The organism is Nonomuraea roseoviolacea subsp. carminata (genome assembly GCF_024172185.1).
GTDB classification, from domain to species: domain Bacteria; phylum Actinomycetota; class Actinomycetes; order Streptosporangiales; family Streptosporangiaceae; genus Nonomuraea; species Nonomuraea roseoviolacea.
Map to the genome: position 1 here is coordinate 2359108 of NZ_JAMZEC010000001.1, position 24450 is coordinate 2383557.

A 24450-nucleotide genomic window follows, 5' to 3' on the forward strand; every position below is an offset into this window, starting at 1 on the left:
CCGGCCGGGCGACCGTCACGCCCGGCCGGACGTCCCACTCCCCGACCGGGCGACCTCGGCGCCGACGTTGCCGGTGCCACCGGTCACCAGATACATGGTGCGGATCTCCTGTTCGTCAACGGGTGGGCCGGCGGGCCTGGTTGGCCTCGCGGACGACCGCCCAGGCGTCCGCCACGGGGCCCAGGTGCCGCAGCTTGTCGGGGTTGATCACGGCGCGGATCGTCTGGACCCGCCCGTCGAGGACGTCGAGCGCCAGGGCGTTGACGACCTTGCCGTCGCGGTCGCGGAAGATGGCGCCCGGCTGGCCGTTCATCTCGTGCGGCTCCACCGTGCCGCCGATCCGCAGGAACGGCGCGACGATCGAGGCCAGCGTCCGGGCGACGTTCTCGGCGCCGAAGACGCCCTTGCCCCACAGCGGGGCCTTGCCGCCGCTGTCACCGACCATCCGCACGTCGGCGGCCAGCAGCTCCCGCAGCCCCTCCACGTCCCCTTCACGGAAGGCGTCGAAGAACCGTCCGGCGAGCTCCTCCCGTTCCCGGCGATCCGCCGCGAACCGGGCGCGTCCGGCGTCCATGTGGCGGCGCGCCCGCACCGCGAGCTGACGGCACGCCGCCTCCGAGCGGCCCACCGCCGAGGCGACCTCCGTGAAACCGAACCCGAACACCTCCCGCAGCACGAAGACCGCCCGCTCCAGCGGGCTGAGCCGCTCCAGCAGCAGCAGGGCCGCCATCGACACCGAGTCGGCCAGCTCCGCCGACCGCTCCGGGTCCTCGTACGGGTCGGCCAGCAGCGGCTCGGGGAACCACTGCCCGGCGTACTCCTCCCGCCGCACGCGCGCCGAGCGCAGCACGTCGATCGCGATCCGCGACACCGTGGCCGACAGGAACGCCTTGACCGAGGCCGGCCGGGTCGCGGAGGACGCGTAGCGCAGCCAGGTCTCCTGCACCGCGTCCTCGGCCTCGCTCACGCTGCCGAGAATCCGGTAGGCGATCGAGAACAGCAACGGCCGCAGCTCCTGGAACTCCTGCGCCCTGCTCATGCCAGCTCCTCCTCGAACCCCTGCCGCCAGGACGGGTGGCGCAGCTCCCAGCCGAGCTCCCGCTTGGCCTTGGCGTTGGAGAACCCGCGCCCCTCGGTCATCATCGCGACCGCCGCCGGGCCGGCCAGCAGCCGGGCCAGCCAGACGGGGATCCGCATGGGCGGCTTCGCCCCGGCGCACGCCGCCAGGTGGGGCAGCCACTCGCGGGCCGGGGCCGGCTCGTCGTCCACGATGTTGAACACGCCTCTGGCCCGCTGCTCCACCGCGAGCACGGTGGCGTCGGCCGCGTCGTCCAGGTGCACCCACGAGCTGTGGCCGCCGCCGTCGCCGATCACCGGGTACTGCCGCCTGCGCACCAGCTCGACCTGGTCGCCGGTGGCGCCCGGCCCGTAGAACGAGCCGTAGCGCAGGACCGCGCCCCCGGCCCTGACCACCACGTCCTCCAGGTGCCGGATCGCCCGTGCCCCCTGGCCGGTGCTGGTGGGGTCCAGCGGGTCCTCCTCGGTCTTGATCCATCCGCCCTCGCGGATGCCATTCCAGGAGGCGTAGCCCTGGGCGACGACGTGCGGCACCCCGGTCGCCTCGGCGGCGGCCAGCAGGTGGTCCGTCCCCTCGCTGCGCAGCCGGTTGGTGACGGCGAACCAGCGGTCGAAGTGCTTGATGTCGGGCTTGCCGGAAATAGCCGTCATCTGGTGCACGATCACGTCCGGCCGGGCGTGGGCCACGGCCTCACCGACCGAGCGGGCGTCCAGCCCGTCCATCACGACGGCCTCGGCGCCCAGCCGCTCCAGCAGGCCGAGCCTGGCCTGACTGGTCGTGGTCGCCGTCACCTCGTGGCCCCGCGCCACGAGCCGCGGCACCAGCCGCCGCCCCAACACCCCGGCCCCGCCGGCCACGAACACCCGCATGACCATCACCTTCCCGACGCGCATGTCTGTCTCCGTCACCCGAGACGAGACAGCCCGCCCGCCTGTGACATGGCGGGCGGGCGGGTGCCCTGGGAGGGCTCAAGCGAGCCGTCGCGGGCGGGCGGGGGGCTCTGGGGGCGCTCAGGCGAGGCGGAACTCCAGCGTGGTGTCCCAGTTCGCCGGGTCGGGCTCGACGCGCGGGTCGGTCTCGTAGAGCTCCAGGCGGCAGCCCCAGCGCTCGACGCCGTCGCGCTCCGCGAGGTCCCACGTCAGGCCCTCCTTGTCCGCCCAGGCCAGCAGGTCGCCGATGACGCCGGCCAGGCGGTCGGGGTGGCCGTGGTGGGTGACCGTGGCGTAGCGCCCGGCCGGGAGCGCGGCGGCGAAGAAGCCGGCCTCCTCCGCCAGTGAGCCGTCCACGGGCCGGGCGATCGGCACGCCCGCCTCCACCTCCAGGCGGTCGGCGGCCGTCTCGATCACCCGGTACCTCAGGAACGGGGCGCCGGCCAGGGCGAGGCCCTGCCGTCCCAGCCAGGCGATCAGCTCGGGGATGCGGTCGGCCACCTCGCCGAAGGTCGTCATGGTGATGGTCCTGAGCACGCCGACGTAGGGGCGGTCGGGATGGGCCACGATGCGGGGCATGGTCATGGGTTCCTCCTTCTCTCACCCATGGGTACGGAGCCGGGGCGCCGAACTCATCGGCAGGCCGAACATCGGGAACAGCCGGTCACCGAGAAAGGTGGTCTGGCCCGTGACCAGCCCGCCCGAGGTCTCGAACAGCACCAGCGCGAACGGCCGCCCCTCCCGGTACTGGCCGAAGGCCGCGGCGCCGTTCGCCCGCCCGGCGGGCACCAGCCGGGACCCCGCGCAGGGCGCCCCGGCCGCCCGCAGGACCGCGCCGACGGCGTCCCGGCCGCGCAGCCACCAGGTGTACGGCGGCATCGCCATCGTGGCGTCCTCGTGCAGCAGCGCGACCAGGGTCTCGACGTCGTAGCGCTCGAAGGCGTCCACGTACCGGCCGAGCAGCTCCTCGTCCACCCCCTCGTACGGCGTCTCCGGCGCGGCCGGGAGCGCGGCCCTGGCCCGCTGGAGCGCGCTGTTGACCGCGGCGACGCTCACGCCGAGCAGGCCGGCGACCTCGGCGGCGCTCCAGCGCAGCACCTCGCGCAGGATCAGCACGGCCCGCTGGCGCGCCGGCAGCCGCTGCAGGGCCGCCACGAACGCCAGCCGCACCGTCTCCCTGGTCACCGCCAGCTCGGCCGGGTCGGGAGGCGGCAGGCGGCCGTCGGGCAGCGGCAGCACCCAGCGCTCCTCCGGCAGCGGCGCGCCCAGCCCGGCGCCGGGGGTGGCCGCCGGGGTGAGGTCCATGGCGAGGGCCCGGCGCTGGGGACCGCGCAGCATGTCCGGCAGACGTTCGTGGCGATGGCGAACAGCCAGGAACGGACGGAGGCGCGGCCCGGGTCGTAGCGGTCGAGGCCGCGCCACGCCTTGACCAGGGTCTCCTGCACCGCGTCCTCGGCCTCGAACCCGGAGCCGAGCATGCGGTAGCAGTAGCCGGTCAGCTCGGCGCGGTGCCGTTCGAGGTCGGCGGGCCCGTCACCGCCGCCGGGGCCACCTCGACCTGGAGCTCCGTCACCCACGCGTCCTCCTCCTCCGGGCAGTGCAGGTACACCTCCCTGCCGAGCGACAGCGAACGGTACCCGTTCTCCTCGATCCAGTGCGCCAGCGCCTGGAACGTCTGCCCCACCCCGTCCATGCACCCGTGGTGCACGACCGTCGCCGCCGTCTCGACGCCCGGCAGCGTGACGACCCGCAGCCCGCCGCCGGCGGGCGGCTCGGCGGAGACCGGGAACGCGGCGTGGACCCGCACCGGCCCGTCGCCCTCCGGCAGGTAGTACGCGACGGACGGACCGGCCGGCGGCACGCCCGCCGCCTCCAGCCGCGCGCACAGCTCTCCGAAGAGCGGCCCGATGACCGGACTGATGCTCTCCGGCTCGTAGCTCGGGGCGAGCGCGCTCAGCTCGGCCACCCGCGCCGGCGCCACCTTCTTGACCACCACGTCCGCGGGCGCCATGGCGCCCTCCGTCTCGATCGCGCGCAGCCGCGCCTCGACGCCGCGCAGCCGGGCCCGGTCGGCGCTGATGCGCGCCTCCAGTTCGGCGCGGCGCAGCCGCACCATGCCGTGCAGCTCCTCGGTGCTCACCTCGTCGTCGAGGATCGCCCTGACCTGCTCCAGCGTGAAGCCGAGGTCCTTGAGCGCGACGACGCGGTTGAGCCGGGAGAGCTGGGCCGCCTGGTAGGAGCGGTAGCCGGTGACCGGGTCCACGTGCGCGGGGCGCAGCAGGCCGATGGCGTCGTAGTGGCGCAGCATGCGCACCGACACGAGCCCGAGCCTGGCGAAGTCTCCGATGCCGAACATGACCGCTCCAGGTGTAGGACCTCACACGGTGTCAGGGTCAACCGGTGTCGGGGTCAACCGATGCCGGGGCCGACCGGCGGTCGTCAGCCTGCCGCGACGGCGACGACCACCATGACCACGGCGAGGACGATCGCCGCGAACGAGTCGTAGGCCCACGACACCCGCGCCGGACCCGGCTCCTTGCCGCGGTGCCGGGCCGTCTCGGCGCGCTCGGTGATCTGCTCCCCCACCCAGTCGGCGTGGGTCCTGCCCGCCAGCGCGTCGGCCGCGTTCTGCTCGCCCTTGGTCAGCGTGGGCTCGGTGCGGAAGCGGCCCCGCTGCGGTTGCGCGGCGCCCCGGCGTCGCGCCCTGGCCCGCTCGCGGGCGCTGCTCACCGGGGTCCACAGCCGCAGCAGCTCGCCCGCGCCGTGGCGGACGTTGATGGAGTGGGAGACGGTGACCTCCTCGACCGACGCCCAGGGCACGGCGGTCGTGCGCAGCGGGTTGCGGCCGACCAGCGCGTCCTCGGTGAAGCGGGTGACCGGCCGGAGCGCGACCACGTACACGAGCGCGGTCAGGACGGCCAGCACGGCCAGCGCCACGAGCGCCGGCTTGCCGTTGTAGCGGACGATCAGGTCGAAGACGTTGAGCGCGGTGAACGCCACCCACACCCATCCGAGGACGAACGCGAACCGCGACCGGTAGGACTGCTTCACGGCTGCCACTTCAGCCGCGCGTACCCCGGCTTGATGACCCCGTTGATCAGCGCCAGCCGCTCGTCGAACGGCAGGAACGCCGACTTCATCGCGTTGACCGTGAACCACTGCAGGTCGTCCCAGCCGTAGCCGAACGCCTCGACCAGCTTGGCGAACTCCTCCGACACGGTGGTCGAGCTCATCAGCCGGTTGTCGGTGTTGACCGTGACCCGGAAGTACAGGCGGCGCAGGAGCCCGATGGGGTGCTCGGCGATCGAGCGGGCGGCGCCGGTCTGCAGGTTGGAGGTGGGGCACATCTCCAGCGGGATGCGCTTGTCGCGCACGTACGCGGCCAGGCGGCCGAGCTTGGCGGTGCCGTCCTCGGCCACGGAGATGTCGTCGATGATGCGCACGCCGTGGCCCAGCCGGTCGGCGCCGCACCACTGGATGGCCTGCCAGATCGACGGCAGCCCGAACGCCTCTCCGGCGTGGATGGTGAAGTGGGCGTTCTCCCGCTGGAGGTACTCGAAGGCGTCGAGGTGGCGGGTGGGCGGGTAGCCGGCCTCGGCGCCGGCGATGTCGAAGCCGACCACGCCGACGTCGCGGTAGCGCACGGCCAGCTCGGCGATCTCCATCGAGCGGGCGGCGTGGCGCATCGCGGTGAGCAGCGTGCCGACCCGGATGCCGCGCCCCGCCGACCCCTGGCGGAAGCCCTCCAGCACGGCCTCCACCACCTGGTCGAGGGTGAGCCCGGCGGTGGTGTGCTGCTCGGGCGCGAAGCGGACCTCGGCGTAGACGACGCCGTCGGCGGCGAGGTCCTCGGCGCACTCGGCGGCCACCCGGACCAGCGCCTCGCGGGTCTGCATGACGCCCACCGTGTGGTCGAACGTCGTGAGGTAGCGCTCCAGCGACCCGGAGTCGGACGCCTCCTCGAACCACTGCCGCAGCTCGGCGGGGTCGGTCGTGGGCAGGCCGCCGTAACCGGCCGCTCGGGCCAGCTCCACGATCGTCTCGGCGCGCAGGCCGCCGTCGAGGTGGTCGTGGAGCAGCACCTTGGGCGCCCGGCGGATCTCGTCAAGCGTGGGGCTCATCAGGCCATGATATGTGGCCTCTCCCCCGCCTCAGGGAACGCGTACGACACGCCCGCCCGCCACACGCGTGCGACCCGCCCGCCGGTCACCCGGCGACGGTCACTCGCGGCCGGCGGTCTCGGGGCTGAAGGCGGGCAGGCAGACCGCGACGTACTCGGCGCCCTCGGGCCCGGCGCTGTAGCGGATCTTCTCCCCCGGCTCCGACACGACGCTCTGCCCCGCCGACACCTCGGTGACGCCGCCGGCGTGCTCGACGAGGACCGTGCCGCGCAGCACCACGGTGTACTCGGTGAACGACGGCGTCTGCGCGGGCTCCTCCCAGCCGGGCGGCGCGATCATGTGCGCGACGGAGATCGCCTCGTCGCCGCTGTTGACCCGGCCGATGTGCTCGTCGATGAGCTTGCCGCCGGGCACCGGGATCCGCGTGGGTCCTTCGATCCTTCTCACCACCGTGTCAGTGTGCCACGTCGATGACCAGGCGGTCGGGCCGGGTGTATTCGCGCACCCGGAACGGCGTCCTGGAGGCGGCGACGATCCCGGCGCTCACCCGTCCCTCGAAGTCGCCCGCCTTGAGGATCCGGGTGACGTTGCCGAGCGGCTGGGCGAGCGGGGTGCCGGTCCAGGTCGGGGTGCCGTCCTCCGTGTGCGCCTGGGCGGGGGTGAGCAGGACGTACAGGCAGGGGCTCCCGCGCAGGTCGAGCGGCTTGCCGGAGCCGTCCTGCTCCAGCTCGTCCACCCAGCGGACGGTGTAGCCGGGCATGCCGCCCTTGAGGTCCACGACGACGCGGTCGAAGCCGTCGTGGCGGCCGGCGCGGACCCCGGTCACAATGGCCGGCTCGCCGAGGTCGCGCTCGACCCGGACGGGCGCCGTGCTGGTCGGGAGGGGCGTGGGGGCGAGCTCGTCGGGGCGGGTGCTCGCGGTGGCCTCGCCGGGGCCCGGGGTGCCGGCGGGCGTGCCGGACGGGGTGGCCGTGCCGGCGGGCGTGCCGGACGGGGTGGCGGGGCCGGAGGCGGTGTCCTCGCCGGGCCGTACGGGGGCGGTCGGCTCCGGGGAGATCGTCGCGGTCGTGGCGCCGCCCGCGCCGGCCCCGCAGGCCGCCAGGGGCGCGACGGCGGCCAGGACGGCGAGCCCGGTGAGAAGGCGAAGCCGCGCCGCCGGGCGCGCCGGGGCCGGGGATGACGTGCTCATACCGGTGATCTGCCCGGCCGGGGCCGCGGTGAAGCCCGACCGGAGCCGTCCGTCATGGCTCGGCGGGCGCGGTCGTCACGAGGTCCGTACACGGCGAAGGGCCCCGCCGCGGTCGCGGGGCCCTTCGCTTTCGGGAGTCGCGCCTCCGGCAGGAGGCTGTCAGACGGTCTCGTACGCCTTGACCTCGGGCTCCTCCACCAGGGCGGGCTTGGCGGGTCGCAGCCCGAAGGCCGAGATCCCGAGCCCCACCACGGCGAGGATCAGCGAGACCACGATCGCCGAGCGCAGCGCGCCGACGGACAGGCCGCCCGCCGGGCCGGAGGTGAGGACCGCGGTGACCACGGCCAGCACGATCGCGCCGCCCACCTGGCCGGAGGTGTTGAGCAGGCCGGAGGCCAGGCCCTGCTCGTCGTCGTCCACGCCGTTGGTGGCCTGGATGTTCAGCGACGGGAACGACAGCGCGAACGCCACGCCGAGCAGCAGCATGCCCGGGATGACCAGGCCGCCCAGGCTGGGCCGCTCGTCGATGCCGAGGAACATCGCGTAACCGCCGGCCAGCGCGGCGGAGCCGATGACGATGAGCTTGCCGGTGCCGAACCGGTCGGCGAAGTCGCCCATCTTCGTGGACGTCACCGCGACCAGCAGGCCGGCGGGCAGGAAGGCGAGGGCCGTGCCGAGGGCCGACCAGCCGAGCAGGTTCTGGAAGTACTGCATGGCGACGAACTGGAAGGCCACGTACGAGCCCATGAGGATGAGCAGGCCGAGGTTGGCGCGGACCAGCGAGCCGGAGCGCAGGATGCCGAGACGCACCAGCGGGTGGCGCATGCGCAGCTCGGCGAAGACGAACAGGCCGAGCAGCGCGGCGCTGGCCACGAGGGAGCCGATGGTGCGCACCGAGCCCCAGCCGGCCTCGGGGGCCTGCACGACGGTGAAGACCAGCAGCAGCATCGAGGCCGTGATCAGCACGGCGCCCAGCAGGTCGTGGCCGCCCTCGGCGCGGTCCTCGGCGACGCGGGGCAGCACCTTCAGCGCGGCGACGAGCGCGATGATCGCGATCGGCACGGGCATCAGCAGGGTCCACCGCCAGCCGATCTCGGTGAGCAGGCCGGAGATCACCAGGCCGAGCGAGTAGCCGCTGGCGCCACAGGCGGTGAAGATGCTCAACGCCCTGTTGCGCTCCGGCCCCTCGGGGAAGGTGGTCGTGATGATCGACAAGGCGGCCGGGGCGGTGAAGGCGGCGGCCACGCCCTTGACGAACCGGGCGACGATCAGCAACGTGCCGTCGTCCACGACGCCGCCGAGCAGCGAGGCGACGGCGAAGACGCCCAGAGCGACCAGGAACACCCTGCGCCGCCCGAGCAGGTCGGCGGTCCGGCCGCCGAGCAGGAGCAGACCGCCGTAACCGAGCACGTAGCCACTGACGACCCACTGGAGGGATGACGTGGACAACCCCAGATCGTGCTGGATGGAGGGCAACGCCACACCGACCATCGACACGTCAAGGGCGTCAAGGAAGATCACAGCACAGAGCACGGCGAGCGCGCCCCAACGAGATGAGGAAGACGACATGGGTCAGTACATTACATGCATCCGCATCTAATGCAAACGCATTTAATTCCGTTGCATGGGATTTCGCGGAGTGGTAACCTCCGCGTCATGGACGAGGCGTTCGTCGTGGTGTGGCACGACGTCCTGGCCAAGCACGCCAGGACCATGTGCATGCTGGAGCGCGAGCTGGGCGACAAGCACGGGCTCGGCGCCAGCGAGTTCGAGGTGCTCGACCGGCTCGCCGGCCACGAGCGCAAGCTGCGGCTCCAGGAGCTGTGCGACGAGGTCCACCTCAGCCAGAGCGCGCTGTCACGCGTGGTCGCCCGGCTGGAGAAGGCCGGGCTCGTCCTGCGCGGGGCGTGCGACGTCGACCGGCGCGGCGTGTTCGTGTGCCTGACCGACGACGGGCGCGCCCGCCACGCGGCGGCGCTGCCGACCCACCGCGCGGTCCTCGCCGAGGTCTTCGCCGACGCGCCCGTCCCCGTCGCCTGATCCGCATGCCGCGTCCCGGGCACGGGAAGCGCTGCGCCCACGCCGCCGGGGTCCCGGCACGACGGAGCCCGCGCGAGAGGTCTCGCACGGGCTCGTGAGCGTCTCGGAGCGCTACGCCGTGATGCGGTCGACGACCAGCGGCAGGTGCTCCCCCGCCGCCGGCCCGACCGCGTAGCCGCCCTCCAGGGCCTCCAGGGCCCGCTCGAAGCGGGCGCTGTCGTCCGCGTGCAGGGTCATGAGCGGCTGCCCCTCACGGACCACGTCGCCCGGCTTGGCGTGCAGGGTGACGCCGGCGCCGGCCGACACCGGGTCCTCCTTGCGGGCCCGGCCCGCCCCGAGCCGCCAGGCGGCCAGGCCGACCGCGTACGCGTCGAGGCCGGACAGCACGCCCGACGCGGGGGCCGCGACGGTCATGGTCTCGGCCGCGCGGGGCAGCGGCGCGTCGGGGTCGCCGCCCTGGGCGACGATCATGCGGCGCCAGTGGTCCATCGCCGAGCCGTCCTTGAGCGCCTGCGCGGGGTCCTTGCCGGCGATCCCGGCGGCCTCCAGCATCTCCCGCGCCAGCCGTACGGTGAGCTCCACCACGTCGGACGGCCCGCCGCCGGCCAGCACCTCGACCGACTCCTCGACCTCCAGCGCGTTGCCCACCGCCAGCCCGAGCGGCCGGTCCATGGCCGTCAGCAGCGCCACCGTCCGCACGCCCGCGTCGGTGCCGAGCGCGACCATCGTCTCGGCCAGCTCGCGGGCCCGCTCCACGGTCTTCATGAACGCCCCGGAGCCGACCTTGACGTCGAGCACCAGCGAGCCCGTGCCCTCGGCGATCTTCTTGGACATGATGGACGAGGCGATGAGCGGGATCGACTCGACCGTGCCGGTGACGTCGCGCAGCGCGTACAGCTTCTTGTCGGCGGGCGCCAGGCCGGAGCCGGCCGCGCACACCACCGCGCCCGCCGAGCGCAGGACGTCCAGCATCTCGTCGTTGGACAGCGAGGCCCGCCAGCCGGGGATCGACTCCAGCTTGTCGAGCGTGCCGCCGGTGTGGCCGAGACCGCGGCCCGAGAGCTGCGGCACGTACGCGCCGCACGCGGCCACGAGCGGCGCCAGCGGCAGCGTGATCTTGTCGCCGACGCCGCCGGTCGAGTGCTTGTCAGCCGTCGGCCGGTCCAGGACGGACCAGTCCATGCGCTCGCCGGAGCGGATCATGGCCTGGGTCCAGGCCGCGATCTCCCCGCGGTTCATGCCGTTGAGCAGGATCGCCATGGCCAGGGCCGACATCTGCTCGTCGGCGACCTCGCCGCGGGTGTAGGCGTCGATCACCCAGTCGATCTGCGCGGTCGTCAGCTCGCGGCCGTCGCGCTTGGCGACGATGACCTCGATGGCGTCCATCAGGAGCTCCGCGACAGGTCGTCGGGGCCGAAGGCGTAGGGCAGGATCACGGCCATCGGCTTCGGCCCGTCCACGGTCTCCACCAGCAGGTCCTCGCCGCCGAACTCGAACAGCAACTGCCGGCAGCGCCCGCACGGCATCAGCAGCTCGCCGTGGCCGTCCACGCAGGTGAAGGCCACCAGCCGGCCGCCGCCCGTGGCGTGCAGCGCCGACACCAGGCCGCACTCGGCGCACAGGCCGAGCCCGTAGGAGGCGTTCTCCACGTTGCAGCCGGTCACGACGCGGCCGTCGTCGACCAGCGCGGCGGCCCCGACGGGGAACTTCGAGTACGGCGCGTACGCCCGGTGCATGGCCTCCGTGGCGGCGGCCCGCAGCCCCTCCCAGTCGAGGCTCGTGTCGGTGCCCATCAGTGTTGCTCCCCCCGGCGGTAGCGCACGCCGTCGGCCTTGGGCATCCGCAGCCGCTGCGAGGCGACCAGGAGCACGAGCAGCGTGAGCATGTGTGGTGTGATGAAGACGAACTCGTTCGGCAGCTTGTCGACCACGATCCAGAGCCACAGGAGCGCGAGCGCTCCCACGACGGCGGCCGCGAGCATCGTGTACCCCTTGGGGGTCCGGGTGACGGCCACCTCGGCCTGACCCGGTACGAGCATGGCCACGATCCGCATGCCGACGTAGATCAGCAGCAGGATGGCCGCGAACAGCAGGATCGACGTGACGGCCTCAGAGCTGCGCAGCTTCAGGCCCTCGGCGTAGCCGAACAGCGCGGCGCCGGCCGTGAGGCCGCCGGGCCGCCAGTTGCCGAAGATCATGGCGGCCAGGCCGATGAAGCCGCGGCCCTGCGTCTGGCCCTCGACGTACTTCGTGCTGATGAAGACCAGGAAGACGCCGCCGAGCCCGGCGAAGGCACCGGAGATGACCACCGCGACGTACTTGATGCGGTAGACGTTGACGCCCAGCGACTCGGCCGCCCACGGGTTCTCGCCCGCCGAGCGCAGGCGCAGGCCGAAGGCCGTGCGCCAGAGCACGAAGAACGTCAGCGGCAGCAGCAGCACGGCCAGGATGACCAGCACGTTCACATTGTGCGTCAGCCCGCGCAGGATGCCCGCCACGTCCGACACGAGGAACCAGTGGGTGCGCTCCAGGCCGCCCAGCCAGTCGGGCCCGGAGGACAGCAGCGGCAGGCTGGGAGTGGGCGCCTGCGACGACAGCGGCGGCGAGGTGGTGATGCCGGCGCCCGCCGCGGCGGCCGGGGTGCCCTCCTTGTAGAGCACCTCCGACAGGAAGCGGGTGATGCCGGGGCCGAGCAGGTTGATGGCGACGCCGCTGATGATGTGGTCGACGCCGAAGGTGATGGTCGCGACGGCGTGGATGAGCCCGCCGAGCGCGCCCGCGAGCAGACCGGCGACCAGCGCGGCCCACGGCCCCCACTGGTAGCCGGCCCAGCCGGCGAACCAGGTGCCGAGCACCATCATGCCTTCGAGGCCGATGTTGACCACGCCGGCCCGCTCGGCCCACAGGCCGCCGAGACCGGCCAGCCCGATCGGCACCGCCAGCATCAGCGCGGCGGCGAACGTGCCGGACGAGGTGAGGTCGTTCTCCCCGGAGATCACCCGGACGAGCGACAGGAGCAGGACGAGGACGGCGACGCCGATGAGCGCCAGGTGGTACTTGCGGATCCGGGTCGAGCCCAGGACGGTCGTCATGCTGCCACCTCAACCGGAGTGTCCCTGCCGAGCTGCCGCGCGGCTCGCCGTTCCTCGCGCCGCAGCGCCATCCTGCTGGTGATCTCGTTGGCGACGACCACCAGGAGCACGATCGCGCCCTGCATGATCGCGATGACCGAGGGCGGCACGTTGGCGAACTGCAGCGGCCCCTGCGCCCGGTCGAGGAAGCCGAACAGCAGCGCGGCGACCGCGATGCCCACCGGCCGGTTGCGGCCGAGCAGGGCGACGGCGATGCCGAGGAAGCCGAGGCCGGGGGTGAAGTTCGAGCCGAAGTTGTGCTTGTCGCCGAGGATCTCCGGCAGCCCGATCAGGCCCGCGATCGCGCCGGACAGCACCATCGCGGCGATGACCATCTTCTTCGGCTTGACGCCCGAGGCCAGCGCGGCCATCGGGTTGAGGCCGCTGGCCTTGACCTCGAAGCCGAACTTGGTCCGCTCCAGCAGCACCCAGACGGCCACGCCGAGCAGGATCGCCACGACGAGGAAGCCCCACAGCCCGCCGCCGCGCGGCGCGGGCAGGCCGAACATCTCGAACAGGCCGTTGAGGTTGGGGAACCAGGCCGACTCGGGCAGCGTGGGCGTGCTGGTGGTGAGCTGCCCCTTGGCACGCTCGCCGGTGAACGGGCCGCGCACGAGGAACGCCGCCAGGTTGATGGCGATGTAGTTGAGCATGATGGTCGCGATGACCTCGTTCACGCCCCGGGTGACCTTCATGACGGCCGGGATCAGCGCGTACAGGCCGCCGACGGCCGCCGCGACCACGATGATCACGAGGATCTGGATCGGGGCGGGCAGCGAGAACTGGGCGCCGACGAACGCGGCGCAGATGGCCGCGATCCGGTACTGGCCCTCGACGCCGATGTTGAAGAGGTTCATCCGGAAACCGACCGCCACGGCCAGCCCGGCGATGAACAGCGGGACCGAGCGGTTGATCATGGTGGTGACGCCGTTCACCACCGCGCGCTCGGTCTCGCCGAAGTTGAACAGCGCCGCGAACGCCGCCTCCGGGCTGGCGCCCGCCACGCTGATGGCGACGCTGGAGATGACCACCGCCAGCACGATCGCGATGGCGGCGCCCGCGACGGTGAGCAGCGCCCGGTAGAGCCCCGCGGGCATCACGCCTCCTCCCCGGCGGGCTCGGCGGTGGAGCCGCTGATCGCGCCGGTCATGTAGCCGCCCAGCCGTTCGGGGGTCACGTCGGACGGGTCGAGCCGGGCGACGAGCCGTCCCCGGTAGATCACGTGCAGGGTGTCGGACAGGCCGATCAGCTCGTCCAGGTCGGCCGAGATGAGCAGCACCGCGAGCCCGGCGGCGCGGGCGGCGCGCAGGTGGTCCCAGATGGCGGCCTGGGCGCCCACGTCCACGCCCCGCGTGGGGTGGGCGGCGATGAGGAACACCGGCTCGCCGCTCATCTCGCGGCCGACGATGAGCTTCTGCTGGTTGCCGCCCGACAGGGCGAGGGCGAGGGTGTCGACGCCCGGGGTGCGGACGTCGTACTCGTCGATGATGCGCTGGGTGTCGGCCTTGGCGGCGCGCCGGTCGATCCAGACGCCGCTGCGGGACGGCTTGCGGGTCTGGTGGCCGAGGACGCGGTTCTCCCACAGCGACGCCTCCAGCAGGAGCCCCTGCCGGTGGCGGTCCTCGGGGATGTAGCCGATGCCGGCCTCGCGCCGCTTGAGCGTGCTCCACGAGCTGATGTCGGCGCCGGCGAGTTCCACGGTGCCGTGCGCGGGCCGCATGCCCATGATCGCCTCGATCAGCTCGCTCTGGCCGTTGCCCTCGACGCCGGCGATGCCGAGGATCTCGCCCCGGTGGATGTCGAACGACACGTCGTCCAGCAGCAGCCGGCGGCCCTCGGCCCGCAGGCCCGCCGTGTACTCGGCGACCGGGGTGCCCTTCGGCAGCGGCCGGAACCCGTCGGCCTCCATGGTCAGCCCCGACACGCTCAGGGCCACGGTGTCGGTCACCGTGGACTCGCGGGTCTCGGGCGTGGGCAGCTCGCTGCCGACCATGAGCTCGGCGAGCTGCCGGGCGGTGACCTCGCGCGGGTCGACGCTGGCGACCGTGGTGCCGCGCCGGATCACGGTGATCGCGTCGGCGATGCTGAGCACCTCGTCCAGCTTGTGCGAGATGAAGATGACGGTCAGGCCGCCCGCCTTGAGCTCGCGCAGGTTCTGGAAGAGCTCGTCCACCTCCTGCGGCACGAGCACCGCGGTGGGCTCGTCGAGAATGAGGATGCGGGCGCCCCGGTAGAGGACCTTGAGGATCTCCACGCGCTGCCGGTCGCCGACACCGAGGTCCTCGACCAGCCGGTCGGGGTCCACCTGCAGGCCGTGGGTGGACGACAGCTCCCTGATGCGGGCGCGCGCCCGGGCGGTGTCGAGGACGCCCACCGTCGTCGGCTCGGCGCCGAGCACGACGTTCTCCAGCACGGTGAAGTTGTCGGCCAGCATGAAGTGCTGGTGCACCATGCCGATGCCGGCCGCGATCGCGTCGCTGGGCGTGCGGAACGACACCTCCGTGCCGTTGATCCTGATGGTGCCCTCGTCCGGCTTCTGCATGCCGTAGAGGATCTTCATCAGGGTCGACTTGCCCGCGCCGTTCTCCCCGACGATCGCATGCACCGTGCCGGGTTCGACGGTGATGCGGATGTCGTGGTTGGCGACGACGCCGGGAAATCGCTTGGTGATGCCCTCCAGCTCGACGGCGGGTCGCGCCGTGGCGGGGGCGTCGGCGTTCATTGGTCGCTCACCGTTCCTCATTCGCTCCGCTCCGGATCACTGTCCGCTCCCGCGCCTTCCGGGCCGGGTGGAGCGGGCGCAAGAGACCGAAGGCCCGGGGTACGGACTCCGGGCCCTCGGTCGTCGTCCCTGTCACCCGTTACGGCTTGGCCGGAACGGTGATCTTGCCGTCGACGATGTCCTTCTTGGCGGCGTCGAGCTTGTCCTTGATGTCGTCGATCTCGCCACCGGTGGTGGCCAGGCCCACGCCGTCGACCTTGAGGTCGTAGACGGTGTTGCTGCCGCCCTTGGCGCCACCCTGGAACGCCTTGATGAACTCGAAGACGCCGACGTCCACGCGCTTGAGCATCGAGGTCATGATGACCGACTGCAGGTCGGTCTCCTTGATGGTCTGGCGCTGGTCGGAGTCGACGCCGATGGCCTTCTTCTTGGCCGCGGCGGCCGCCTGGAACACGCCGAGGCCGGAGTCACCGGCGGCGTGGTAGACGATGTCGGCGCCGTCCTGGTACATCTTCTCGGCGGCGACCTTGCCCTTGTCCGGGGCCTTGAAGCCGCTGAAGTCGCCGTCGGGCGTGAGGTACTTGACGTCGATCTTGGCGTCCTTCTTGACCGACTTCACGCCGGCCACGAAGCCCGCCTCGAACTTCTTGATCAGGTCGTTCTCGACGCCGCCGACGAAGCCGACGTGGCCGCTCTTGGCCTTCAGCGCCGCGGCGACGCCCGCCAGGTAGGAGCCCTGCTCCTCGGCGAACTGCAGACCCGTCACGTTCGGGGCGTTGGAGGCGGAGTCGACCACCGCGAACTGGATGTCGGGGTACTCCTCGGCGGTCTTCTTGATGTCCTCGCCGTAGGCGAAGCCGACCCCGATGATCGGGTTGTAGCCAGCGTCCGCGAGCTGGCGCAGCAGCTCACCGCGGTTGGAGCCGTCGGAGGCCGGGCTCAGGTCCTTGATGTCCGCGCCGAGTTCGGCCTTGGCCTTCTCCAGGCCCTGGTAGGCGGCGTCGTTGAACGACTTGTCGCCGCGCCCGCCGACGTCGAACGCGAGACCCACCTTGAGCGCGCCCGCCTTGGGCGCGTCGCTGCTGGCGCCCGCGCTGGGCTGGGCGCTGGCCGAGGTGTCCCCGCCGCTGTTGCCGCCGCAGGCCGCCGCCGCCATGAGCATGGCGCCGGCCACCGTGCCGACCGCCATCCTGCCGAATCGCTTGCCGAGCAAGTCGACTCCCTTCCAATTACCCGCCGTCAGACTTCATCGCAGGCGCGAAGAAAAGTACGGCAACTCAAACGGAAGATAGTTGCTCGGTCAGGAGGGTCCAAACCGGCACCCTGGGTCGCAACCGCTCCGTTATCGACATCTCTCGCGTCCGTGACCTGATCTGCGGAGATGGGGACGCCAAAGGCGCCCTGGACAAGCTTTGCCGGACTTTGACCAGAGAGGGGCCCTTGCCCTCGCTCCGATCATGGCAGAGATTCGATCAAAGGTGGAATGGTCGTCTGGAGAGCTGATGCGCCCTCGCAAGGTCCTCGCCGTGCCCCTGTCCGTCCTGCTCGCGCTCCCGCTCGCGCTCGCGTGGGGCCCGCCGGCCACCGCCGCCGGTGTGCCGTCGCCGGTGGCGGACGGCGTCACGCAACCGGTCTTCTCGCGCGCCGAGGCGATCAAGCAGACCGTCTACGTCGAGGTGGCGGGCACCGACAGCGACGGCGACGGCGCGCCGGACCGCGTCGCCGTGGACATCCTGCGCCCCAAGGAGACCGACCAGGGGCTCAAGGTTCCCGTGATCATGGAGTCGAGCCCGTACTACGCGGGCGGCAACGACGTGGCCAACCACGTCGTGGACGTCGACGCCGACGGCAACCCCCTGCCCACCCTGCGCGCCCGCGGCGCGGACAAGCTGCTCGCCGAGCCGTTCGACGGCTACTACGACAACTACTTCCTGCCTCGCGGCTACGCGATCGCGCTGGTGGAGAACCTCGGCAGCGGGCGCGCCACCGGCTGCCCGACCACCGGCGACCGCAACGAGACTGCCGGGCCCAAGGCCGCGATCGACTGGCTGAACGGCCGGGCCCGGGGCTTCACCGCCGGGGGCGAGCCCGTCGCCGCCTCGTGGTCCACCGGCAAGGTCGGCATGATCGGCGTCTCGTACAACGGCACGCTGGCCAACGCGGTGGCCTCCACCGGCGTCGAGGGGCTGGAGACGATCGTGCCGATCGCGGCGATCTCCTCCTGGTACGACTACTACCGGTCGGGCGGCGGCGTGGTCGCGCCGGGCGGGTTCCAGGGCGAGGACGCGGACGTGCTCGCGAAGTACGTGCTCACCAGGGCCGACGGGCAGCGGGTGTGCGGGCCGCTCGTCGAGCGCATCACGGCCGAGCAGGACCGGATCACCGGCGACTACAGCCGCTTCTGGGACGCCCGCAACTACCTGCGCGACGTGGACAAGGTGCGGGCCAGCGTCTTCCTGGTCCACGGCCTCAACGACTGGAACGTCAAGACCGGGCAGTTCGCCCAGTGGTGGCGGGCCCTGGCCAGGCGGGACGTGCCGCGCCGGATCTGGCTGCACCAGGGCACGCACATGAACCCCTTCAGCCTGCGCACCGCCGAATGGCTGCGCCAGCTCCACGGCTGGTTCGACCACTGGCTGTACGGCCTGGACAACGGGGTCATGCGTGAGCCGCAGGCCGACGTGGAGACCGCGCCGGGCACCTGGCAGCGCTACCGGTCGTGGCCGGTGCCCGGCACGACGCCGGTGCGGCTGCACCTTGGCACGGGCGGCCGGCTCGGGCTGGCGCCGTCCCCGGGGACGGGCCGGGAGGCGTTCACGGACCAGAAGTCGCGCACGGCCGAGCAGCTCGCCGAGACGGCGCCCGCGCCCGACCCGAACCGCCTGGCCTACCTCACCGAGCCGCTCCCGGCCGACGTGCGGGTCTCCGGCACGCCGTCCGTGGCGGTCACGGCCTCGCTGTCGGGCGGCCCGTCGCCGTACCTGACGGCGCTGCTGGTGGACTACGGCACGGACGTGCGTCCCACCGGGACGCTGGTGCCGACCGGCGAGACGCTCTGCTATGGGCAGGGGGTCCCCGGCGACACGGGCTGCACGGCCCTGCGGACGCTCGGCACCGCGACCACCCCGTACATGATCGTCTCCCGGGGCTGGCTGGACACCCGCAACCGGCACCGCCCCGACGTGAGCGAGCCGCCGAAGCCGGGCCGGGAGTACGCGTTCCGGTGGGACCTCCAGGCGACCGACCACGTCTTCAGGAAGGGGCACCGGCTGGGGCTGGTGATCCTGTCGACCGACCGCGACTTCACGCTCCGTTACCCGGAGGGCACCAGGGTCGCGCTCGCCCCGTCGCGCTCCGCCTTCACGCTCCCGGCCTCGATCCTGCCGCTCCTGTGAGGCGCCCGGCCTGAGCGCGGCCCCGGCGGGCTCCGCCGGGGCGCGGGCTCAGGCCGGGCTGCGCCGAGGCGCGGGCCCCGGCCGGGCTCAGGCCAGCGAGGTGATGGGGTCGGTGACGGTGACCGGGCGGGACTCCCACAGGGCCGTCAGCGCGGTGGCGGCCATGAGCCGCACGCCCATGCCGATCGCCGACTCGTCGACGTCGAAGGTGCCCTGGTGGATGTCGTAGGTCTCGCCGCCCGGGGTGCGGGTGCCGAGGCGGGCGAACGCGCCGGGGACCGACTCCAGGTACCAGGCGAAGTCCTCGCCGCCGAGCGACTGCTGGGTGGGGGCGACGGAGCCGGGGCCGAGGGCGCGCTGGGCGGCCTCGGCGAGCATCTCGACGCTCATCTCGTCGTTGACGACGGGCGGGACGCCGCGGACGTACTCCATCCGCGCCTCGATGCCGTACGCGCCGGCGACGGAGTCGAGCAGGGCCTTGATGAGGTCGGGGGCGGCGTGCCAGGCGTTCTCGTCGAGGCAGCGCACGGTGCCCTCTGCGACGCCGTCGTCGGGGATGGCGTTGGCGGCCGACCCGGCCTCGACCTTGCCCCAGACGAGGCTGAGGGAGCTGCGCGGGTCGACGCGGCGCGACAGGGCCGCGGGCAGCTCGGTGAGCACCTTGGCCAGCGCGAAGACGAGGTCGGCGGTCAGGTGGGGGCGGGCGGTGTGGCCACCGGGACCGGAGACGCGCACGACGAGCTTGTCGCAGGCGGAGGTGATGGGGCCGGGCTTGAGGCCCACGTGGCCGACGTCGAGGCGGGGGTCGCAGTGCAGGCCGAAGATGCGGTCGACGCCGGTGATGCCGCCGTGGGCCATGACCTCCAGCGCGCCGCCGGGAAGCTCCTCGGCGGGCTGGAAGATCAGCCGCACGCGGCCGGGCAGCAGCCCCGCGGCGGCCTGCTGGGCGAGGAAGAGCGAGGTGCCGAGCAGGATCGTGGTGTGGACGTCGTGACCGCACGCGTGGCAGGAGCCCGGGACGGTCGAGCGGTAGGACACGTCCTTCTCGTCCTGGAGCCCGAGGGCGTCGATGTCGGCGCGGAGCGCGACGGTGGGGCCGTCGCCGCTGCCGACGTCGCAGATCAGGCCGGTGCCGCGCGGGAGCACGGACGGGATGAGGCCGGCGGCGGTGAGCCGGTCGGCGATGCGCTGCGTCGTGCGGTACTCGGCGAAGGCCAGCTCGGGGTGCCGGTGGAGGTCGCGCCGGAACTCCACCAGGTCGTGCTCGTGCTCGCCCAGGAACGCGTCGAGTTCTCCTCGCAGCTCACGTCCCCGCATCAGTCACCGTCCCGTCCCATGCCGTGGGACGTCTACTGCCCCACGCCCACGGCTCATATCGTCAAATGTCGTTACAGTCCCGTCTGGTCTCACGAAGGCCGCTGTCCGGTCAGGGCAGCGACCCGGCGGATCGAAAGCCGGCCCCCCGAGGCTGTGCCAGGGGTCGTCGGCAACGGGCGCGGCCGGAGGACTCCGTGAGGAGGGCAACCGCGACAGCCCGGGAGCACGGTGGGTGACCGTTACCCCGAGGGCGATGCTTCGACTTTATCGCTCCCGCGTACCGTCCCGCGGACAACTACCCCAAAAATTAGCCGACGGCATGCCCGTAACCCAGTGCCGTCACCGTTTGTGAGGGGGCAAGTGACCTTGAAATAGTCACAACGGATCATTAGATGGTGACCCGTTGACACCAGTTTCAAACATGCTGCCCGATTCCGAATCCTGTCACCTTCTGTCATGGTCATGCCACTGCGGCGACGGCTGCTTTCGCGAAAAATGCGTGCTTCACTCGCAATATGATCACTAAAATCCCGTTCGGGGAGAAGTATGCACGGTTGAGCATCTTCGAGCCGAGCGAGGGGACCCTGGTGGTCGTGCCCTCGCTCTCCCTCCCGCAGGACGAGCTGCGCCGCATCACGGCCGCGAGGTGCTACGAGGAGCGCCTGCTCTTCCTCCTCCTCAGCCTCCGCGAGCCCGGGGTCAAGGTGGTCTACCTCTCCTCCATGCCCATCGACCAGGAGATCGTCGACTACTACTTCGGCTTCCTGCCGGACCCCGAGGACGCCGCCAAGCGGCTCACGCTCATCAGCCTCGACGACCCCCGCACCCAGCCGCTCACCCGGAGCCTGCTCGCCCGGCCCGAGATGATCGAGCAGGTCCGCGCGGCCATCGACGGCGAGGACGCCTGGATGGTCCCGTTCGTCCTGAGCGAGCTGGAGGAGGAGCTCGCCTCGTCACTCGGCGTGCCCCTCTACGGACCCGCCACCTCGCTGGCCTCCTACGGCTCCAAGAGCGGCGCGCGCGAGGTCGGCCAGGAGGCCGGCGTGCCCATGGCGCGCGGCTTCGGCGACCTGCGCACCCAGGCGGAGATCCAGGACGCCATCGACGCGCTGCCGGGCGAGCGCGTCATCGTCAAGCTGAACGACGGCTATTCCGGCCTCGGCAACGCCATCGTCAGCAAGTCGGGAGACTCCCGCTTCAGCTTCTCGGCCGACGGCGAGACCTGGGAGACCTTCTCGGCGAAGATCCTCGACCGGGGCGCGGTGGTCGAGGAGTTCATCGAGCACCGGCCGCTGTACTACCCGAGCGCGCTGGCCCGGATCACCCCGGGCGGCCACCACGACGTCGTGGCGACGCACGACCAGGTGCTCGGCGGCGCGAACAACGACGTCTACCAGGGCTGCACGTTCCCCGCCGCGCCCGAGTACCGGGCCGAGGTCGGCGCGTCGGCCGCCCGGATCGCCGCCATCCTGGCCGAGCGGGGCGTGGTCGGGCTGTTCGGCATGGACTTCTTCGCGCTCAAGGCCGACGCGGGCTACGCCGCGCTGCTGTGCGAGATCAACCTGCGCATCGGCGGCACGACCCACCCGTTCGGCGCCGCGGTCCTGACCACCGGCGCCACGTACGACCCGGACACCGGGCTGCTCATGGCCGACGGCCGGCCCAAGTACTACACCGCCACCGACAACTGCTCGTCGTCCTGCCTGCGCGGGCGCTCCCCCGGCGAGGTGACCCGGCTGGCCGAGCGGCTCGGCCTCGGCTTCGACCACGCGGCCCGCAAGGGCAACGTCTTCCACCTGCTGGGCGCGATCCCGGAGCACGGCAAGCTGGGCTTCACCTCGATCGGCGACTCGCGTGAGGAGGCCGACGAGCTTCATCGCCTGACCCGTCTCGCCCTCTGCGGAGCGCCTTCCAGCCGATGACGCCGACGACGGCACCGAGCACGAGGTTGACGGCGATCAGAATGCCGTGCACCACGTAGAACGCGGTCGGATGCCCGTCGGCCAGGTTAAACCCCAGATTCACCCACTCGAAGATCATGAAAATCCCGAGAAGAATGAGGAATCCGGCGATCTTTCGCGACATACCCACCCCTCTAGTATCGACGGACGACCCCCCGGGGAATGTGTCGCCACATGTGCAAGAACGCGAAGCTACTCTGAGATCGCCATGTGGACGAAACTGGTGCCTGCCACGGCACTCCTCGCCGCGGTCACACTCACCGGGACCGCCCACGCCTCACCGACGTCGCCCGTCGGCGCCTCACCGGCGTCACCACTCGGCGCCTCACCGGCGGCACCCGCCATGCCCACCGCCACCGGGACGTCGCCGGGGGTGCCGGAGCCCGTGGGGGGCGAACGGCTGGTCCGCCACGGCATGGTGGCGCCGGACGGCGTCAAGGAGCCGCCCAAGACCAAGGCGACCTCGTACGTGATCGCCGACGCCGACACCGGCGAGGTGCTCGCGGCGAAGAACCCGCACGGCAGGTACCTCCCGGCCAGCACCCTCAAGATCCTGACCGCGGTGACCCTCATCCCGCTGCTCGACAGGAACAGGACGGTCCGGCCCAGCAGCGTGGCCGTCAACCAGGAGGGCAGCGCCGTCGGCCTGACCACCAAGCCGATCTACACGGTGGACGACCTGTTCAAGGCGCTGCTGATGTCGTCCGGCAACGACGCGGCGATGGCGCTGGCCGAGGCCAACGGCGGCGTGCAGAAGACGTTGCACGACATGAACGCCGAGGCCAGGCACCTGCAGGCCAACGACACCGTCGCCAGGACGCCGAGCGGCCTCGACGAGCCGGGCCAGAGCAGCTCCGCCTACGACCTCACGCTCATCGCGCGCGCCGGCCTGGCCAACCCCGCGTTCCGGCGGTACGTGAGCACCAAGGTCGCCAAGTTCCCGGCGCCGAAGAACTACTACGAGATCAGCAACCACAACAAGCTGCTGTGGCGCTACCAGGGCATGATCGGGGTCAAGAACGGCTGGACGTCCAAGGCGCTCGGCAGCTTCGTCGGCGCGGCCACCCGCGACGGCCACACGATCATCGTGACGATCATGCGGCACGAGGGCTACTTCTGGGAGGAGGTGGCCGGGCTGCTCGACTGGGGGTTCGCCAACCGGGGCAAGGTGACGCCCGTCGGGCGGCTGGTCGATCCGCTGCCCGCGGCCGTGCCGGTACGCGAGCGGCAGGCGGCGCCCGCCCCGGCCGTCTCCGCGAGCGCCCGGCCCTCCACGTCGCTGCTCGGCGCGGCCGCCGCAACGCAGGACGACTCCAGCCGGCGCACCGGCCTGCTCGTGATCGGCGGCGGGCTGCTGTTCGGGCTGTGCTGGCTGGGCTTCGGCCTGTGGCGCAGGCGATCACGCCTGTGACGGCAGGCCGGCCGAGGAGCCGTTCGAGGGGATCGGCGACGGCGCGGGTGGCGGGCCGAGCCCGGCCGTGGCCGTCCACGCGGCGACGTACAGGATGAGCCTGGCGGAGAAGTTGATCCACAGCAGCAGGCCCACCATGACGGCGAACGCCCCGTACAGCGGGTTGTTGAGCGTGTGGCTCAGCAGCAGCCCGGCCGCCTGCTTGAGCAGGCCGAGGCCGACCGCCCCGAGCAGCGCGCCCTTGGCGACCACCCGGAACGGCTGGGTGGGCCTGGCCACCCAGCCGAGCACGATGACGAACAGCAGCCAGTCGGCGACCAGGCTGGCCCCGAGGCCGGTCAGGAACAGCCCGGCGTTGTTCAGCGCCGTGTCGTCCAGGCCGAGGAAGCGCACCACCCACGTCGTGGCCTGGGTGGCGAACCCGGTGACCAGCACGGAGGCCAGCAGCGCCGCGCCCAGCAGGACGAGCGTGACCAGGTCGCGCAGCTTGCCGCGGAAGTAGTCCAGCGGCGGCGACGTGGTCATCGACATCTCGCGCAGCGCCCCGCGCAGCGCGTCCACCGCGCCGAGCCCGGCGTAGAGCAGGCCCAGCAGACCGATGACCCCGGCGGTCGCCTTGGCCGTGGCGATGCCCTGGAGGTCGATCTGGTCGGCGAGGCCGGGGATCTGCTCCTCGATGGCCTTGCTCAGCGCCTTCATGGCGGCCTCGTCGTTGGTCAGGACGTAGCCGAAGACGGCGAAGCCGAGCGCCACGAGCGGGAAGAACGACAGGAACGCGAAGTACGTGACCGCGCCGGCCAGCCGGTCGCCCGACTGGAGCTGGTAGCGCTGGACGGTCCGGATCCAGTGGTCGATGAAGGGCCTGCGGACTCGCCAGTGGTCTCTGAGACGGCGCCCGCGCGCCTTCACCGCCTCGATCCGCTCGGACAGGCCCATCGTTCTCGCGCCACCTTTCGCCTCGGCCAGTGGCTCCTGCCCTGCACCGGCCGGTCAAGTCTCCCACCGGGTGACGATTTCCGCCGCTCAGCGACGGTTTCCGCCGCTCAGGAGGCGTGGCTCAGGCGGGGCCGGCTCAGGCGGGCGCGGCGGCTCAGCCTTGCGCGGTGGCTCAGCCTTGCGCGGGTGGCTCAGCCTTGCGCGGGTGGCTCAGCCTTGCG

23 protein-coding genes and 1 pseudogene are annotated in these 24450 nt (G+C 72.2%); 4 read left to right on the plus strand and 20 right to left on the minus strand.

The annotated features are described in order from the left end of the window. Positions 1 to 115 precede the first annotated feature (115 nt). The 11 genes and pseudogenes from HD595_RS10575 to HD595_RS10625 form a co-directional block, all read right to left on the minus strand. Positions 116 to 1039: an RNA polymerase sigma-70 factor gene (locus tag HD595_RS10575; protein WP_253768029.1), complete on the minus strand. Its 924-nt coding sequence runs from the start codon at positions 1037 to 1039 to the stop codon at positions 116 to 118. Beyond that, positions 1036 to 1971 (minus strand): NAD-dependent epimerase/dehydratase family protein, encoded by a 936-nt coding sequence (locus HD595_RS10580; protein WP_253768030.1) that lies wholly within the window; start codon positions 1969 to 1971, stop codon positions 1036 to 1038. Before HD595_RS10580 ends, HD595_RS10575 begins: the two co-directional genes overlap by 4 nt. Before the next feature lie 117 nt (positions 1972 to 2088). Next, positions 2089 to 2592 carry a GyrI-like domain-containing protein gene (locus tag HD595_RS10585; protein ID WP_253768032.1) on the minus strand — a complete coding sequence of 168 codons (504 nt, stop codon included), beginning with the start codon at positions 2590 to 2592 and terminating at the stop codon, positions 2089 to 2091. 15 nt (positions 2593 to 2607) lie between these two features. After that, positions 2608 to 3345: an RNA polymerase subunit sigma-70 gene (locus tag HD595_RS10590; protein WP_253768034.1), complete on the minus strand. Its 738-nt coding sequence runs from the start codon at positions 3343 to 3345 to the stop codon at positions 2608 to 2610. 62 nt (positions 3346 to 3407) lie between these two features. Beyond that, a pseudogene (locus HD595_RS10595) lies at positions 3408 to 3485 on the minus strand (sigma factor); the annotation flags it as partial. 17 nt (positions 3486 to 3502) lie between these two features. Continuing rightward, the gene (locus tag HD595_RS10600; protein WP_253768036.1) at positions 3503 to 4363 is read right to left on the minus strand and encodes a MerR family transcriptional regulator; all 861 of its coding nucleotides are present in this window, start codon (positions 4361 to 4363) and stop codon (positions 3503 to 3505) included. Between the two features lie 83 nt (positions 4364 to 4446). After that, on the minus strand, positions 4447 to 5058 hold the full coding sequence (locus tag HD595_RS10605; RefSeq protein WP_253768038.1) for a hypothetical protein: 612 nt from the start codon (positions 5056 to 5058) through the stop codon (positions 4447 to 4449). Then, positions 5055 to 6128 carry an adenosine deaminase gene (locus HD595_RS10610; RefSeq protein WP_253768039.1) on the minus strand — a complete coding sequence of 358 codons (1074 nt, stop codon included), beginning with the start codon at positions 6126 to 6128 and terminating at the stop codon, positions 5055 to 5057. Before HD595_RS10610 ends, HD595_RS10605 begins: the two co-directional genes overlap by 4 nt. 99 nt (positions 6129 to 6227) lie before the next feature. After that, on the minus strand, positions 6228 to 6578 hold the full coding sequence (locus HD595_RS10615; RefSeq protein WP_253768040.1) for a cupin domain-containing protein: 351 nt from the start codon (positions 6576 to 6578) through the stop codon (positions 6228 to 6230). Between the two features lie 4 nt (positions 6579 to 6582). After that, a complete protein-coding gene (locus tag HD595_RS10620) occupies positions 6583 to 7317 on the minus strand; it encodes an AMIN-like domain-containing (lipo)protein (protein WP_253768042.1) in 735 nt (244 codons plus the stop codon). A 159-nt stretch (positions 7318 to 7476) separates the two neighbouring features. After that, positions 7477 to 8886: an MFS transporter gene (locus HD595_RS10625; RefSeq protein WP_253768043.1), complete on the minus strand. Its 1410-nt coding sequence runs from the start codon at positions 8884 to 8886 to the stop codon at positions 7477 to 7479. 87 nt (positions 8887 to 8973) lie between these two features. Here HD595_RS10625 and HD595_RS10630 point away from each other — a divergent pair, with 87 nt between their 5' ends. Then, on the plus strand, positions 8974 to 9357 hold the full coding sequence (locus tag HD595_RS10630) for a MarR family winged helix-turn-helix transcriptional regulator (RefSeq protein WP_253768044.1): 384 nt from the start codon (positions 8974 to 8976) through the stop codon (positions 9355 to 9357). Between the two features lie 111 nt (positions 9358 to 9468). Here HD595_RS10630 and HD595_RS10635 read toward each other — a convergent pair whose 3' ends face one another. The 6 genes from HD595_RS10635 to HD595_RS10660 all read right to left on the minus strand — a co-directional run bounded on the left by HD595_RS10635 (position 9469) and on the right by HD595_RS10660 (position 16422). Beyond that, complete coding sequence (locus tag HD595_RS10635) at positions 9469 to 10743, minus strand: thymidine phosphorylase (protein WP_253768046.1); 1275 nt, start codon at positions 10741 to 10743, stop codon at positions 9469 to 9471. Further along, the gene (locus HD595_RS10640; protein ID WP_253768048.1) at positions 10743 to 11150 is read right to left on the minus strand and encodes a cytidine deaminase; all 408 of its coding nucleotides are present in this window, start codon (positions 11148 to 11150) and stop codon (positions 10743 to 10745) included. The genes HD595_RS10635 and HD595_RS10640 overlap by 1 nt, the downstream gene beginning before the upstream one ends. Next, a complete protein-coding gene (locus tag HD595_RS10645; RefSeq protein WP_253768050.1) occupies positions 11150 to 12448 on the minus strand; it encodes an ABC transporter permease in 1299 nt (432 codons plus the stop codon). The genes HD595_RS10640 and HD595_RS10645 overlap by 1 nt, the downstream gene beginning before the upstream one ends. Continuing rightward, the gene (locus HD595_RS10650) at positions 12445 to 13584 is read right to left on the minus strand and encodes an ABC transporter permease (protein WP_253768052.1); all 1140 of its coding nucleotides are present in this window, start codon (positions 13582 to 13584) and stop codon (positions 12445 to 12447) included. Before HD595_RS10650 ends, HD595_RS10645 begins: the two co-directional genes overlap by 4 nt. Then, entirely contained in the window at positions 13584 to 15209 is a 1626-nt protein-coding gene (locus HD595_RS10655) for an ABC transporter ATP-binding protein (RefSeq protein WP_253768054.1), read from the minus strand. The genes HD595_RS10650 and HD595_RS10655 overlap by 1 nt, the downstream gene beginning before the upstream one ends. Before the next feature lie 139 nt (positions 15210 to 15348). After that, positions 15349 to 16422 carry a BMP family lipoprotein gene (locus HD595_RS10660; RefSeq protein WP_253768056.1) on the minus strand — a complete coding sequence of 358 codons (1074 nt, stop codon included), beginning with the start codon at positions 16420 to 16422 and terminating at the stop codon, positions 15349 to 15351. Between the two features lie 289 nt (positions 16423 to 16711). On the opposite strand from HD595_RS10660, the gene HD595_RS10665 reads away from it, so the two are divergent. Further along, on the plus strand, positions 16712 to 18604 hold the full coding sequence (locus tag HD595_RS10665; protein WP_253768058.1) for a Xaa-Pro dipeptidyl-peptidase: 1893 nt from the start codon (positions 16712 to 16714) through the stop codon (positions 18602 to 18604). An 87-nt stretch (positions 18605 to 18691) separates the two neighbouring features. On the opposite strand, the gene HD595_RS10670 is transcribed toward HD595_RS10665, so the two are convergent. Next, positions 18692 to 19921 carry a M20 family metallopeptidase gene (locus tag HD595_RS10670; protein WP_253768060.1) on the minus strand — a complete coding sequence of 410 codons (1230 nt, stop codon included), beginning with the start codon at positions 19919 to 19921 and terminating at the stop codon, positions 18692 to 18694. Between the two features lie 554 nt (positions 19922 to 20475). Here HD595_RS10670 and HD595_RS10675 point away from each other — a divergent pair. Next, a complete protein-coding gene (locus HD595_RS10675; protein WP_253768062.1) occupies positions 20476 to 21843 on the plus strand; it encodes a peptide ligase PGM1-related protein in 1368 nt (455 codons plus the stop codon). Here the strand turns inward: HD595_RS10675 and HD595_RS47195 are convergent. Continuing rightward, positions 21755 to 22006: an SCO4848 family membrane protein gene (locus HD595_RS47195; RefSeq protein ID WP_420540700.1), complete on the minus strand. Its 252-nt coding sequence runs from the start codon at positions 22004 to 22006 to the stop codon at positions 21755 to 21757. The two genes, HD595_RS10675 and HD595_RS47195, sit on opposite strands and share 89 nt — an antisense overlap. An 84-nt stretch (positions 22007 to 22090) precedes the next feature. Here HD595_RS47195 and HD595_RS10680 point away from each other — a divergent pair, with 84 nt between their 5' ends. After that, entirely contained in the window at positions 22091 to 23293 is a 1203-nt protein-coding gene (locus HD595_RS10680) for a D-alanyl-D-alanine carboxypeptidase family protein (protein WP_253768064.1), read from the plus strand. On the opposite strand, the gene HD595_RS10685 is transcribed toward HD595_RS10680, so the two are convergent. Then, positions 23282 to 24229, minus strand: coding sequence for a YihY/virulence factor BrkB family protein (locus HD595_RS10685; RefSeq protein ID WP_253768066.1), 948 nt, complete (start codon positions 24227 to 24229; stop codon positions 23282 to 23284). The genes HD595_RS10680 and HD595_RS10685 overlap by 12 nt on opposite strands. Positions 24230 to 24450 lie beyond the last annotated feature (221 nt).